The sequence below is a fragment of the Paraburkholderia terricola genome (genome assembly GCF_003330825.1).
GTDB lineage: Bacteria > Pseudomonadota > Gammaproteobacteria > Burkholderiales > Burkholderiaceae > Paraburkholderia > Paraburkholderia terricola.
In genome coordinates, this window is sequence record NZ_CP024941.1 from 1,887,300 (window position 1) to 1,900,605 (window position 13,306).

The following is a 13,306-nucleotide window of genomic DNA, read 5'->3' on the forward strand; positions in this document are numbered from 1 at the left end:
GTCGCCGTTCGGTGCCTGGGCGGATGTAAGCTGAATGTAACAGCACCGAGGAAATGCAAGACGAGCGGCTTTTTGTTGCGCCTTGATGAATAATGCTTCGATGCCGGTGGTGCACGCGCTCGCGCGGCGGGCGATCGCATTGATCGGCATTGATCGGGAAGCACCTGGCGCCGGCATCCCGGCGCCGCTGACGCGCACCGCCGCACGCGCAAGCCGTCAGTTCACGGAGACACAATATGAAGATTGCGCAGATCGCCCCCTTGACCGAATCGGTGCCGCCCAAGTTATATGGCGGCACGGAGCGCGTCGTGTCGTACATTACCGAGGCGCTCGTCGATCTCGGCCATGACGTGACGCTGTTCGCGAGCGGCGACTCCGTCACGAACGCAAAACTCGAAGCGGTCTGGCCTCGCGCCTTGCGTCTGGACCCCGGCATCCGCGACCGCGTGGCGCCCCATATGCTGTTGATGGAACTGGTGCGCCGCCAGGCCGAGAACTTCGACGTTCTGCACTTTCACCTCGACTACTACTCGTTTTCGGTGTTCAAGCGCCAGGAGACGCCCTTCGTCACGACGATGCATGGCCGCCTCGACTTGCCCGAGCAGCAGCCGGTGTTCGACACGTTCAACACCGCGCCGGTGATTTCGATTTCGAATGCGCAGCGTCATCCGCTGCCGCAGGCCAGGTGGCTCACGACCGTCTATCACGGTTTGCCCGAGCAGCTCTACACGCCGCAACCCGTCGAGCAGAAGTACCTCGCGTTTCTCGGCCGCATCTCGCCGGAAAAACGTGTCGACACGGCGATTCGCATTGCCGGACGTTGCGGCATGCCGATTCGCATCGCCGCGAAAGTGGACGCCGCCGATCGCGAGTACTTCGAACGCGATATCCGGCCGTTGCTGGACTTGCCCTATGTCGAGTTCATCGGCGAGATCGCGGATCACCAGAAGGCCGAGTTCCTTTCCGGCGCGCATGCGCTGCTGTTCCCGATCGACTGGCCGGAGCCGTTCGGCCTCGTCATGATCGAGGCGATGGCGTGCGGCACGCCGGTGATCGCGTTCAATCGCGGCTCGGTGCCCGAAGTGCTGGAAGACGGCGTGACCGGCTTTATCGTCGAGGACGAGATCGGCGCGGTCGCGGCGGTCAATCGCCTGCATAAGATGCCGCGCGCGGGCGTGCGGCAACGCTTCGAGGAGCGCTTCACGTCGCACCGGATGGCGCAGCAGTATGTGGACGCGTATCAGTCGGTGATTCGCGCGCAGAAGCGTTCGCGCTTCAAGGTGATCGATACGTCGGGAAGTTGAGGCGAGCGGACATGGCGCAGGGGTGAGCCCGGTTGATAAAGCGGCCACCGCCTCGCGCGGCACGATAAAAAGAACGGCGATGTGCAAGGCGCATCGCCGTTTTTATTGCCGCTTCGCTGGGGATAGTCGCATCGCCGGCACGAGGGCATGCATCGGGAGCCGAACACAAAGCTCCATGACCCGCAGGCACCGCGTGCGCGGGATGCAACGTGCAATGGTCGCGTCCGCGGGCTGCGTCTGAACCGCTGCCGCCGCTAACGGAACCGGCGGATCCGCCGCAGCCCGCGGACCGGCAAATTCACCGCGCGCTCAGATCTTCAGGCGCGACACCTTGGTGCCCTGGAGCGACAGGTCGGCCATCAGGCCGGCATTGGTCATCACGAATACCTCGACCGGCGCCGTGGCCGTGTTCGTGTCGATCGCGCCGTTCGCGCCCATCTTCACCAGTGCGACGGAAGCGTCGCCGCCCACGGACCAGCCGTCGGCGTTGCGGAATTTGTCGAGCGCGTCTTGCGTCATGAACAGGAAGACGATGGCCTTCGATTGCGCGCCTGCCTGCAGACCGAACGATCCCGTGGCCGTGCTGTAGTAGCCGACCGTGCTGCCGCCCACGCGCAACGCGCCTTCGCCGTATTGGCCGCCGACGATGAAGCCCGCTTGCAGGACCGACGGGAACACGAGAACGCCGCGCGCCTTGGCGACGAGTTCGCGCGAACCCTTCACCGTCGTATAGAGGCGCGACATGGTGCCGTCGACGCTGGCGTCGATCGACTGGCGTTTGGAGGTATCGGTGGAGGACGTGCCCTGCTTGCCGCCGCCGGTGGTCGTACAGCCGGCGAGTGCAAGGCCTCCGAAAGCGAGCGCAGCGGTAGTCTTCAACATGAAGTTTCGTCTTTGCATCGTTTTTCTCCGTCATGGTTCCGGGGCGCAACCTCGTTGGATGTTGCCGGGGTTGCCCTTTGAGTTATATCACATGCGGACCTGGAGGGACGCCTCGCCGGCAGGCGGAGAGCCTTGTGTGGCGGGGCTTTGCGGCTAATCGCAAGGCATCGTGATGTAAATTTGACCTGCATCGAAAACACCGTTCGAAGCGCTCCGGCAGCGAGTTCGAATGGGCTTTCCGGGGCGGCTGTCGAGACTCGATCCGCGCCACGCTCGAAAGGACGCGAACCAACCGAATGCCCGTTTTTACCGATTTTTCGCGCCGGCGATTCCCGTTGCAATTCAATTGAAAGTGTTGCTTCTGCGCCGCGAACCGGTGTTTCGTGATGCTGATCCGGCGCCCGCGCGAATGCAACGACGCCAGCGCGCAGCGACTATCGACGCAGTCGCCGTCATCCGTGATTCGCTGGGCTTTTCACCGCCGGCGGCCGCCGCAGCGCGCGGCGAATCATGCCGATCAGCACGCCGAGCAGGAACAGTGCGATAGCCGGCACGACCCAGTAGCCGACGAACGCATGCCAGAGATAAGCCATCAGGGTAGTGCGGCGCACGCCGTATTCATTGCGCGCGTCCTGCTGACGCGGCGCATTGGCGGCCAGCACCTCGGCCGGGCAGCCGGCGGCTTGCGCTTCGTCGGGCTTGCCGTGGCAGCGCGCGGCTACGCCTGCGGCGCGTTGCGCGTCGGTGAGATTCCAGGTGGTGAGCGCGCGATCGAGGTCGACGGCGTTGTACGCCATTTCCTCCCTGATCTCGTTCACCGCAACGATCGCCACGGGCACCGCCCAGAAGATGATGACGACCAGCCACCGCCTTAACCAGCGGTTTTTATGCTTCGATACCATCCTTGCCTCCGATCGATGCCCTGCAGCACCAACGACAAGATGGCGGCCCGTCTGATGTTGTATTGAGGGTGGGCCGTCTCCGCAGCCATCATAGAAGAAAAACGGCACGTTCGTGCGTGCGTTGATGCGTGCGTTGATGCGCACGGAGCGTTGCAAGAAGGGCGCACAAAGCAAAGGGCCGCGCCGGAGAAAGGCGCGGCCCTTATCGATCGATGAGCGACTCAATGCCGGACGTTCGCGCCGGATTCATTCCGTCGCATTCATTGCGCATCGCTCATTGCACGGCTTGGTTGGCCGGCGCGGACGACAGGCAACTCTTCATGAACGCCTTGCGGTCGTCGCCTTTCTTGCCGGTGGCTTGCGTGTTGCACACTTTCATCTTTTCCTGCTGGGTCATCGGCGCGGCCGCGGGCTTGGCGGACAGGCAACTCTTCATGAAGGCCTTGCGTTCGTCGCCTTTCTTGTCGGCTGCCTGCTTGTTACAGTCGGCCATTTTGGTCTGCTGGCTGTTCTGTGCGAACACCGGCGAAACGAGCACCGCGCCCAGCACCAGCGTAGCGATAGCGGATTGGATCTTCATGTGACACTCCATGGGTGGTGAGACATTTTGTGGTTGTTCAGGCGAGCGGGCACAAACGCAACAGCCCGCAACAGAGCCGCTCGGCACGTTCATTATGGCAAATACTGTCTGCCACAACGGCGGACGGCGCGTTCTGGTTGACACGCGCGCGCCGTGGTATTCCCTTACGCCTGCCATGGCGGAGGCCGCGTGCGTCCCATGATTTGAGCAAGCGCGACAGCGCCGAATCATGTCATGCGACGCAGAGGAATTGTCGCGGCGAATTCGCGTGAATTACATCAACGGCATTCACGCCGAATGATGAAAGGCGTAAGTATGCATTTCGGATTGCTGCGGGCGCACGTGAATAGTAAATCGGAAGAAAATCAATTGGTGATCATTGGCGTCTATTAGACTCGACATGTGCCCGGTGCGTCACTGATCCATTCTTGCAAGCAAGCCTTGGGAGACTCTCATGCACTACCTCTTGATGTATGACCTCGTGCCCGACTATCTCGAACGGCGTGGCACGTATCGCGACGAACATCTGAAGCTCGCATGGGCGGCAGTCGAACGCGGCGAGCTGCTGTTGGGCGGTGCGTTGACCGAACCCGCGGACACCGCCTTGCTGCTCTTCCAGGGCGACTCGCCCGCTGCCGCGAGAGCCTTTGCCGAGGCCGATCCGTATGTTCGCGCGGGTCTGGTCGCGCAATGGCGCGTGCGCGAATGGACGACCGTGGTGGGCGAGGGCGCCGCCAAGCCAGTGCGCTGAAACTTGCGCCGGCCCGCGCGGGTGTCGTCGAACGCGAAGCCGGCGCTTTGCGTGGGCGTGGCTCGCGCGTGCGGCGGCGTACAGGCGGCTGTTCGAGCGCTGTCGAAAAGATGCGCCCGAGGTGTTGCGCGCCTCTTCGACATTCACTCAAAATGTATTGAAATCGCGTGCCGCCCGGGCAACAGATTTACCAAGGCAACTCGTTTAGATAGTCGTAACGTTGTGCTGCGCAGCAACCTTTTCCGTCGCCGGAATGGACAGTAGTTCTGTTACGGCAATGCGTGGAATGACGCAGCAAAAAGGACAAGTTTGTTTCCATCCGTAACACTTGTCTCAGTCATATTCACGCAAACCCTGGGGATGGTATGCTTCGTGCACAATTCTCCCATGCACGAGTGAGACCACGTTTTGTGCTTCGCAATAGGGACAAACCGCACTAAGACAGGGCGGTATTGACCAGCCAGCAAAACGTCCAAGACATATTTGTGCAACCGAGGGTCGCACATGGATCGTGAAAGTTGAATCCGTGGCTGACCCAAAGCCGCGGCCTGGCCAGGCTGCGTGGAGAAAATCCAAATGTTTTTTGATGAGCTAAGCAATGACGAATGGGCGCTGCTGGCAGCGCTCGTCTCCGATGAGCCGGCCGTCCGTCTAAACCGACGCGGCCGGCCCCGCGCCGAACCACGCATCGTGGCGAATGCCGTCCTGTGGATTTTGACAACCGGTGAGCCCTGGTCGAAGCTGCCAGGCCGCTATCCGTCGGGTCCTACCTGCCGGCGCCGTTTCGAAGAATGGCAATTGAACGGCACGCTGCTCGAGATGGTTCGGCTGTTATCCCAAACCGGGCGCACTTTCGCGTACGTCCCCCAACCGGCGCCGCCCGTCGCGGCCAAACCCGCGGCACCGGTCACGGAAACCCCCAGCACGCGTGACGAAAACATGCGTGGCGTGTCCTGGAAGAGTCCCGAGTCGTGGCAAGCGCCGGGCTCGTCCAATGGCACGTCGCATCATGCGGGTAACTGGCGTTCGGCCGATCCGATCGCGGACATCACGCGCCAACTGGCGGGGCTCGATACCGCGCCAGCCGTGGTGCCGCCGGCCGCGCCGTCGCGCATGCAGGCGGCGTCCAACGGCGCGTCGGCTGCGGCGGCGCGGCCCGTGTGGCGAGCCGGTCTGCCGCGCATGGACGAAGCGGGCGCGGTCGGCGCGGCCATGAACGGTTTGAATTCGGCCGTTGTGTCGGCACGCCACGCGCATGAACAGGCGGATCAACGCACGCCGCTGTCGATGAGTCTCGCGCCACGCGGCACCGAGATCGCCGACCGGCGCGGCTATCAGATCTACATCGCGGCCGAGCGGGTGCCCAATGAGATGTATCGCGCATGGGCGGAAATCATGAAGGACGGCAAGCGCATCGAGCGCTCCGGTCTCGTGGGCCCACGCTTCGCGCATGCCGAAGAAGCGGAGCAGTACGCGTTCGAATGGGCGCGTCAGTGGATCGACCGTGAATGCGGCACGCTCGCGGCGGCCCAGACACAAGCGACCCAAGCGGCACCGGAGCCGGCATCGACGGTGAATGTGCCCGCGCCTGCGGTGAGTTCGACGGCGCCGGCGCCCGCGCGTCCCTTGCCGCCCATGCGTCATGTGCCGGAGCCTGTCGCGGTGAATCACGGCGCGCCTTTGCACGGTCCGCTCAATGCATTCCGCGGACCCTTGCGCCGCTATCCCGGCGAACCGGCCAGCACGAACGCAAGCAGCGAGAACAGTGCGTCAGATCGTTTTTCGTCGTACCCAGAACTCATCTCCCACGCGGGATGAGCGCAGCACCCCGCGGCCGGTAGGAGCAACCGCCGCAGGTTCCCGTTTCATCCGTTGTGACTCGTCACTGGCATTGATTCATCGACGTCCCTGACCGGCGTCCCTCATTGACGTCCATAAGTGTCGTCAAAGCGCACGATATCGTCTTCGCCGAGATACGAACCGGACTGCACCTCGATCATTTCGAGCGGCATCTTGCCGGGGTTCTCGAGACGATGCGTGACGCCCAGCGGAATATAAGCCGATTCGTTTTCGGAGACGATGAAGCGCTCTTCGCCGCGCGTGACGAGCGCCGTGCCGCGCACGACGATCCAATGTTCGGCGCGGTGATGATGCATTTGCAGCGAAAGCCGCGCACCCGGTTTCACGACGATGCGCTTGACCTGGAAACGCTCGCCCGTGTCGACGGAATCGTAGTTGCCCCACGGGCGATGCACCTTGCGATGGTTGGCCGCTTCGAGCCCGCCGTCCTCGCGAATCCGGCCGACGATTTTCTTGACGTCCTGCACGCGCGATTTATCGGCGACCAGAATCGCGTCGGCCGTTTCGACCACCACCAGATCCTGCGTGCCCACGCAGGCAATCAGCCGTCCCTCGGAATGCGCGAACGTGGAGTTCGCGCCTTCGAACATCACGCGCCCGCGGCCTACGTTCTGACTCGCGTCCTTGTCGGAGATGTCCCAGATCGCGTCCCACGAACCCACGTCCGACCAGCCCGCCTGCAACGGCACGACCACGCCCGAGGCGGCGGTCTGATCGTTGCCGAGCTGCTCCATCACCGCGTAGTCGATCGAATTCGACGGCGACGCGCTGAACGCATCGCGTTGCAGACGGAAGAAGTCGCCGTCCGCCTTGCCGCCCGCGAAGGCCGCTTCGCATGCTTCGAAAATCGCCGGCTGGAAGTGGCGGATCGCCTTCAGCCACGTCGACGCGCGCATGATGAAAATGCCGCTGTTCCACCAGTATTCCTGCGATTCGATGTAGCGCTGCGCGAGTTCCAGATGCGGCTTCTCGACGAAGCGATCGAGCTGGTGCACCTCGATCTTGCCGGTGCTTTCTTCCTGAGCTTCGTCGGCTGCACCGGCAAGCGCCGCGCCGATGCGAATGTAGCCATAGCCGGTTTCCGCGCGGGTCGGCACGATGCCCATCGTTACGATATGACCGGCCGCCGCGTGCTTCACGCCGACGGCCACCGCCGCATGAAAGCCGTCGAGGTCGGTGACCGCGTGATCGGCGGGCATCACGACCATGATGCCGTCCTCGTCCTGCGCGGCGACCGACAGCGCGGCCACCGTGAGCGCCGGCGCCGTGTCGCGCCCGACGGGTTCGAGAATCAGCCGGGCCGGCTTGCCGCTCGTGCGCAATTGCTCGGCGGTGGTGAAGCGCTGCTCTTCGTTGGCCACCACGACGAGTTGTCCGGTGACGGGATAGCCGGCCTCGAGTCCGTCGAGGCGGCGCGTGGTGGATTGCAGCAATGAATCCTCGCCGAGCAGGCCGATCAACTGCTTCGGATGCTGTTCGCGCGACATCGGCCACAAGCGCGTGCCGGAGCCGCCCGCCAGAATCACGGGATGAACCTTGAGCTTGACGTTCAGGGGCGTAGCTTGCGTGGACCGGGTGTCGGCGGGGATGGCCGTGACCGGAGCTGTCATGATGGACTCCTCGAGGCTGGGGTGAATGCGTCGAGTTTTATCATGAACTCTGGAATCAATAAAAGCGCGTTAAATAGAAACTATATAAATCCGCTAATAAAAATCGTCTGTTTCGTGAAGAAAAAATGTCGGCTTAACTTTTAAAAAAGAAAAATTACCCGAAAAAAATTATGGGCCATTTTTTTACGCCCGACAATGCGGCAGAATAACCACGAAAGGCGCCGCTGTAAGCTTCGTAGGAAACGCCCGGCAGCCACCGCATAGGCCGACGGAAAGGCGCGCAATACGCCGTTCCAACGCTAAATCCGGTAACAATTGCCGAACAAAAGTCGGAAAAAATACCGAAACTTTGACCGATACAATTTGAGATTTTTTGCAGGCTTGCGGCGCGAATTTTAATACCGCTTTATCTATACCTGTACAAGGGTATTCACTCATTCCGACACGCATTTTCCAGCCGGCCGTTCCAGTCATTTTCTGGAAAGGAAAACGGCGGAGCAATTAGCACCGGTTCAATTCATTTCGCGTCGCGCATTTATCTGGCCGGACGCGGATACCGGCGTTGTGCGTCGCGCGGCGGACCGAAGTGCATGACGGAATTAATCAACCACAACGGATGGCACTTGACTGACGAACTGAGGGGCCACGCATGCTGAGCGTTCTATCGAGAATCATCGACATCGCCATGGTCGCGCTGGGCGCCGCCCTCGCGGCGGCCGCGCACAGCGGGAAGTTCGTGTGGCTGGACGATATGCAAAGCGTGTCGCTCGCGTTCGATTGCCTGCTGGTGGTGGTGTTTTTCCCCGCGCTCGGCATCTATCAGTCATGGCGCGGCAAGCCGCTGTACGACCTGCTGTGCCGCGTCGCCGGCGGCTGGGTGCTGGTGGAGGTCACCGGCATTCTGATCAGCTTCAGCCTGCACCGCTCGGACAGCCTGTCGCGGCTGTGGCTCGCGTATTGGGCGCTGGCCACCATCGTGCTGCTGATCGTCACCAAGGTGATCGTGTATTCGATCCTGCGCGGTCTGCGCCGCGAGGGCTTCAATCAGCGCGCGGTGGCGATCGTCGGCGGCGCGCCGTATGGGCGGTTTCTGATCGAGCAGATGCGCAGCCGCCCCGATGCGGGCTTTAGCCCCGTGGTGGTGTTCGACGAGGACGGCACGATCAACCATTACGAAGACCCCGACGCGGGCGACGCGATCGACGGCGTGCCGGTCGAGCGCGACTATCAGCGCATGCTCGAACTGGTGCGCCGGCGCGCGATTCGCGAGTTGTGGCTCGCGCTGCCGATTTCGAAGGAGAAGGCGATTCACCGCTTCGTGATGGACCTGCGCAACGACTTCGTGAATATCCGCTTCATTCCCGACGTGCGCAGCCTCACGCTGTTCAACCAGCCGATGGTCGATCTGCTCGGCGTGCCGGCGATCAACCTGGCCGCCTCGCCGATCACCGATTTGCGCGTGCTGCCCAAGCGCATTTTCGATCGCCTGTTCGCGCTCGCCGCGTTGACCGCGCTGTCGCCGCTGATGATCGTGATCGCGGTGATGGTGAAGCTCAGTTCGCCGGGCCCGGTGTTTTTCCGCCAGAAGAGAAAAGGCATCGACGGCCATCAGTTCGAGATCTACAAGTTCCGCTCGATGCGCATCCATCAGGAAGAGGCCGGCAAGATCACCCAGGCCACGCGCCGCGACCCGCGCATCACCGCGGTCGGCGCGTTCCTGCGGCGCACGAGCCTCGACGAGCTGCCGCAATTCATCAACGTGCTGCGCGGCGAGATGTCGGTGGTCGGCCCGCGTCCGCATGCGCTCGAACACGACGACATCTACAAGGATCTGGTGAAGGGCTACATGCACCGCTACCGGATCAAGCCGGGCATCACCGGGTGGGCGCAGATCAACGGCTATCGCGGCGAAACCGACCGCATCGAAAAGATGATGGGCCGCGTCAAGCTCGATCTGTACTACATGCAGCACTGGACCTTCTGGCTCGACATCAAGATCGTCGTGCTGACGCTGTGGAAGGGCTTCGTGGGCAGCAATGCGTACTGATGTCGGCCCCCAACTGTCGCTGCGCGCCAGCCCCCCGAGGGGGTGCGAGAAAACCTGGGGCGGCCCGGCGTTTTCTTGCGGTGGCCCCGAACTTTATTTGTGAACCAACCCAACCTCCGAGGTAACACATGAACCTGACGATCATCGGTAGCGGCTACGTAGGCCTCGTGACGGGCGCCTGTCTGGCCGACATCGGCCACGACGTGTTCTGTCTCGACGTCGATCAGCGCAAGATCGACGTGCTCAACAACGGCGGCGTGCCGATCCATGAACCGGGTCTGCAGGAGGTCATCGCACGTAATCGCAAGGCCGGGCGTCTGAAGTTCTCGACCAACGTCGAAGCCGCGGTCGCGCACGGCGACATTCAGTTCATCGCGGTGGGCACGCCGTCGGACGAGGACGGTTCGGCCGACCTGCAATACGTGCTGGCCGCCGCGCGCAACATCGGCCGCCACATGACCGGCTTCAAGGTGATCGTCGACAAATCGACGGTGCCGGTCGGCACCGCCTCGCGCGTGCGCGAAGCGATCGCGGAAGAACTGGCCGCGCGCAATGCGAGCCACATGTTCTCGGTGGTCTCCAATCCCGAGTTCCTGAAGGAAGGCGCGGCGGTGGAGGACTTCACGCGGCCCGATCGCATCGTGCTCGGCTGCGACGAGGACGTGCCCGGCGAAAAAGCGCGCGAACTGATGAAGCGCCTCTACGCGCCGTTCAACCGCAATCGCGAACGCACGCTGTACATGGACGTGCGCTCCGCCGAATTCACCAAGTACGCGGCCAACGCGATGCTCGCCACGCGCATTTCGTACATGAACGAACTCGCCAATCTGGCCGACCGCGTCGGCGCCGACATCGAGGCGGTGCGCCGCGGCATCGGCTCCGATCCGCGCATCGGCTACGACTTCCTGTATGCCGGCTGCGGCTACGGCGGCTCGTGCTTCCCGAAGGACGTGCAGGCGCTGATCCGCACGGCCGCCGATCACAAGGCGAACCTGCGCATTCTCGAAGCGGTGGAAGCCGTCAACGACACGCAGAAGAAAGTGCTCGCGCACAAGATCGTCGCGCGTCTGGGCGAGGACCTGTCGGATCGCACGTTCGCGATCTGGGGTCTCGCGTTCAAGCCGAACACCGACGACATGCGCGAAGCGCCGAGCCGTCCGCTGATCGCCGAACTGCTGCGCCGCGGCGCGCGCGTGAAGGCCTACGACCCGGTCGCGATCGACGAATCGAAGCGCGTGTTCGCGCTCGACCTGAAGGACGTGCCGCAGCAGCACGCGCGCCTCACGTTCACGACGGAAGAGATGGAGGCGGCCGAGGGCGCCGACGCGCTGGTGATCCTCACCGAATGGAAGGTCTTCAAGAGCCCGGATTTCGACGCGCTCAAGCAGATCCTCAAGACGCCGCTGATTTTCGACGGCCGCAATCTGTACGAACCGGACGCGCTGCTGGAACTCGGTATCGAGTATCACGCGATCGGCCGTCAGCATGCGCTGCGCAACGCACCGGCGAAGGTCGGCGCGAACGGCTTGCCGCTCGTCGCCGAGGCCGCCACGGCCGAGACCGGCCGCTAGGCCGTCCACGCCAACGCGCCGTCACGAAGCGTCTCACCCGAAGGGAGTCCGCTATGTTCGCCAACGTTCTGATCGTCTGCCACGCCAACGTGTGCCGTTCGCCTGCCGCCGAAATGCTGTTCAAGGCCCGGCAGCGATTGACGTCGCGCACGTCGGCAGCGCCGATCGCGTTTCATTCGGCGGGCATCCGTGCCGTGAACGGCCACGGCATGGACCCGGTGATGCAGCGCCTGCTCGCGGAGCGGGGCGTCGCCTCCGGGATCCACTACTCGAGACGTCTCGACCGGCAGCTCGTGCGCGCCGCCGATCTGGTGCTGGTCAGCGAGCGCGCGCAGGTGAGCGCGGTCGAGGCGCTCGATCCGGCCTCGCGCGGCAAGGTTTATCCGCTCGGCAAGTGGGAGGCCGATTCCGACGTCGCCGATCCGCATGGCGGCGCGGAAACCACTTATAGGGAGAGTCTCGTGCTCATCGAACATCTGGTCATGGGATGGCTGAAGAAAATATGCTGATGAAAAAAACCGCTGCAAGCTCGCTTGCGAACTTCACATCGACGGGCTTCGACTCGACGCGCTTCAAGTCGAGAGTCGCCGCCTCGCTTTTGCTGACGTCCTTTCTGTCGGCCTGCGCCACCGCACCTGGCAATTATCTCGACACCTCCCGTCTCAAAGACGACGGCCAGCACCAGAGCCAGGCTGCGGAAACCTATCCGGTCCATCTGATCGACGGCCCGCTGGTCGCCGCGCAGGCGCAAGCCGCCGCCGCCGCGACCCAGGTGCTGCCGACCTCGCGTTTCAGCGATCCGTCGCAGTACGTGTACCGTCTGTCGCCGCAAGACATTCTCGGCATCACCGTGTGGGATCACCCCGAATTGACCACCCCGCAGGGCAGCACGCTGTCCTCCGGCGGCAACACCACGCAAAGCGTCGCCGGCGCGTTGCAGCAGCCCTATACGGCCGCGCTGCCGGGCCAGGCCGATCCGTACGGCCAGACCATCGCCGCCGACGGCACGATCTTTTTCCCGTTCGTCGGCCGCATCAAGGCCGCCGGCAAGACGCCGGGCGAACTGCGCGATCAGCTCGCATCGGGCCTCGTGCGCTATATCCGCAATCCGCAGGTCGACGTGCGCGTGCTGTCGTACCGCGGGCAGAAAGTGCAGGTCACCGGCGAGGTGAAGACGCCGGGGCCGCTCGCCGTCAGCGACGTGCCGCTCACGCTGGTCGACGCGATCACGCGCTCGGGCGGCTCGACCGGCGACGCGGACATCCAGCGCGTGCGTCTCACGCGCAACAACAAGCTCTATGTGCTCGACGCCAACCGCATGCTCGACAAGGGCGACACCACGCAGAACGTGATGCTGCAAGGCGGCGACGTGATCAACGTGCCGGACCGCAGCGACAGCCGCATCTTCGTGATGGGTGAAGTGAAGACGCCGATCCAGGTGCCGATGCTGAAGGGCCGTCTGACGATCGCCGACGCGCTCACGCAGGCGGGCGGCATTCTCGACACCGACGCCAATCCGCGGCAGATCTTCGTGATGCGCGGCATGCGCGAGAAGCCGACCACGCCGGACGTGTACCGCCTCGACATGACGCAGCCGGACGCGATCATGCTGTCGTCGCAGTTCCAGTTGCAGCCGATGGATGTCGTGTATGTGGGCACCGCCGCCTCGACCACCTTCAACCGTGTGTTGCAGCAGGTCTTGCCGAGCGTGCAGACGTTGTTCTACCTGAAGCAGTTGACGCGCTAAGCCGCGACGGCGTCGACGGGTCCGCGCCGCCTTCACGGGGCGCGGGCCCTCG

Annotated in this window: 11 protein-coding genes; 7 read left to right on the forward strand and 4 right to left on the reverse strand. The window is 63.3% G+C overall.

Annotation, left to right across the window (positions count from 1 at the left end):
* Positions 1-236: 236 nt before the first annotated feature.
* The gene (locus tag CUJ90_RS08540; protein ID WP_073426651.1) at positions 237-1,304 is read left to right on the forward strand and encodes a glycosyltransferase family 4 protein; all 1,068 of its coding nucleotides are present in this window, start codon (positions 237-239) and stop codon (positions 1,302-1,304) included.
* Between the two features lie 309 nt (positions 1,305-1,613).
* On the opposite strand, the gene CUJ90_RS08545 is transcribed toward CUJ90_RS08540, so the two are convergent.
* The 3 genes from CUJ90_RS08545 to CUJ90_RS08555 all read right to left on the reverse strand — a co-directional run bounded on the left by CUJ90_RS08545 (position 1,614) and on the right by CUJ90_RS08555 (position 3,668).
* The gene (locus tag CUJ90_RS08545; protein ID WP_073426650.1) at positions 1,614-2,204 is read right to left on the reverse strand and encodes a BPSL1445 family SYLF domain-containing lipoprotein; all 591 of its coding nucleotides are present in this window, start codon (positions 2,202-2,204) and stop codon (positions 1,614-1,616) included.
* Between the two features lie 434 nt (positions 2,205-2,638).
* Positions 2,639-3,088 (reverse strand): hypothetical protein, encoded by a 450-nt coding sequence (locus CUJ90_RS08550; protein WP_114162420.1) that lies wholly within the window; start codon positions 3,086-3,088, stop codon positions 2,639-2,641.
* Between the two features lie 274 nt (positions 3,089-3,362).
* Positions 3,363-3,668, reverse strand: coding sequence for a PsiF family protein (locus tag CUJ90_RS08555; RefSeq protein WP_073426648.1), 306 nt, complete (start codon positions 3,666-3,668; stop codon positions 3,363-3,365).
* Positions 3,669-4,122: 454 nt separating this feature from the next.
* Between CUJ90_RS08555 and CUJ90_RS08560 the strand changes: the two genes are divergently transcribed.
* A complete protein-coding gene (locus CUJ90_RS08560) occupies positions 4,123-4,419 on the forward strand; it encodes a YciI-like protein (RefSeq protein ID WP_073426647.1) in 297 nt (98 codons plus the stop codon).
* A gap of 576 nt (positions 4,420-4,995) precedes the next feature.
* A complete protein-coding gene (locus CUJ90_RS08565; RefSeq protein WP_114162421.1) occupies positions 4,996-6,237 on the forward strand; it encodes a DUF6566 family protein in 1,242 nt (413 codons plus the stop codon).
* A gap of 104 nt (positions 6,238-6,341) precedes the next feature.
* Here CUJ90_RS08565 and CUJ90_RS08570 read toward each other — a convergent pair whose 3' ends face one another.
* Positions 6,342-7,889: a mannose-1-phosphate guanylyltransferase/mannose-6-phosphate isomerase gene (locus CUJ90_RS08570; protein ID WP_073426645.1), complete on the reverse strand. Its 1,548-nt coding sequence runs from the start codon at positions 7,887-7,889 to the stop codon at positions 6,342-6,344.
* A gap of 649 nt (positions 7,890-8,538) precedes the next feature.
* Between CUJ90_RS08570 and CUJ90_RS08575 the strand changes: the two genes are divergently transcribed.
* The 4 genes from CUJ90_RS08575 to CUJ90_RS08590 all read left to right on the forward strand — a co-directional run bounded on the left by CUJ90_RS08575 (position 8,539) and on the right by CUJ90_RS08590 (position 13,254).
* A complete protein-coding gene (locus CUJ90_RS08575) occupies positions 8,539-9,936 on the forward strand; it encodes an undecaprenyl-phosphate glucose phosphotransferase (protein WP_073426644.1) in 1,398 nt (465 codons plus the stop codon).
* Positions 9,937-10,064: 128 nt separating this feature from the next.
* Positions 10,065-11,507, forward strand: coding sequence for a UDP-glucose dehydrogenase family protein (locus tag CUJ90_RS08580; protein WP_073426643.1), 1,443 nt, complete (start codon positions 10,065-10,067; stop codon positions 11,505-11,507).
* 53 nt (positions 11,508-11,560) lie between these two features.
* The gene (locus CUJ90_RS08585; protein WP_114162422.1) at positions 11,561-12,016 is read left to right on the forward strand and encodes an arsenate reductase/protein-tyrosine-phosphatase family protein; all 456 of its coding nucleotides are present in this window, start codon (positions 11,561-11,563) and stop codon (positions 12,014-12,016) included.
* Complete coding sequence (locus CUJ90_RS08590; protein WP_374710259.1) at positions 12,010-13,254, forward strand: polysaccharide biosynthesis/export family protein; 1,245 nt, start codon at positions 12,010-12,012, stop codon at positions 13,252-13,254. The genes CUJ90_RS08585 and CUJ90_RS08590 overlap by 7 nt, the downstream gene beginning before the upstream one ends.
* Positions 13,255-13,306 lie beyond the last annotated feature (52 nt).

What these genes read in the sequence shown, in the direction of transcription:
- CUJ90_RS08540 (WP_073426651.1), top strand. Translation starts at nt 237, where the DNA reads ATGAAGATTGCGCAGATCGCCCCCTTGACCGAATCGGTGCCGCCCAAG.
- CUJ90_RS08545 (WP_073426650.1), bottom strand. Translation starts at nt 2,204, where the DNA reads ATGCAAAGACGAAACTTCATGTTGAAGACTACCGCTGCGCTCGCTTTC.
- CUJ90_RS08550 (WP_114162420.1), bottom strand. Translation starts at nt 3,088, where the DNA reads ATGGTATCGAAGCATAAAAACCGCTGGTTAAGGCGGTGGCTGGTCGTC.
- CUJ90_RS08555 (WP_073426648.1), bottom strand. Translation starts at nt 3,668, where the DNA reads ATGAAGATCCAATCCGCTATCGCTACGCTGGTGCTGGGCGCGGTGCTC.
- CUJ90_RS08560 (WP_073426647.1), top strand. Translation starts at nt 4,123, where the DNA reads ATGCACTACCTCTTGATGTATGACCTCGTGCCCGACTATCTCGAACGG.
- CUJ90_RS08565 (WP_114162421.1), top strand. Translation starts at nt 4,996, where the DNA reads ATGTTTTTTGATGAGCTAAGCAATGACGAATGGGCGCTGCTGGCAGCG.
- CUJ90_RS08570 (WP_073426645.1), bottom strand. Translation starts at nt 7,889, where the DNA reads ATGACAGCTCCGGTCACGGCCATCCCCGCCGACACCCGGTCCACGCAA.
- CUJ90_RS08575 (WP_073426644.1), top strand. Translation starts at nt 8,539, where the DNA reads ATGCTGAGCGTTCTATCGAGAATCATCGACATCGCCATGGTCGCGCTG.
- CUJ90_RS08580 (WP_073426643.1), top strand. Translation starts at nt 10,065, where the DNA reads ATGAACCTGACGATCATCGGTAGCGGCTACGTAGGCCTCGTGACGGGC.
- CUJ90_RS08585 (WP_114162422.1), top strand. Translation starts at nt 11,561, where the DNA reads ATGTTCGCCAACGTTCTGATCGTCTGCCACGCCAACGTGTGCCGTTCG.
- CUJ90_RS08590 (WP_374710259.1), top strand. Translation starts at nt 12,010, where the DNA reads ATGCTGATGAAAAAAACCGCTGCAAGCTCGCTTGCGAACTTCACATCG.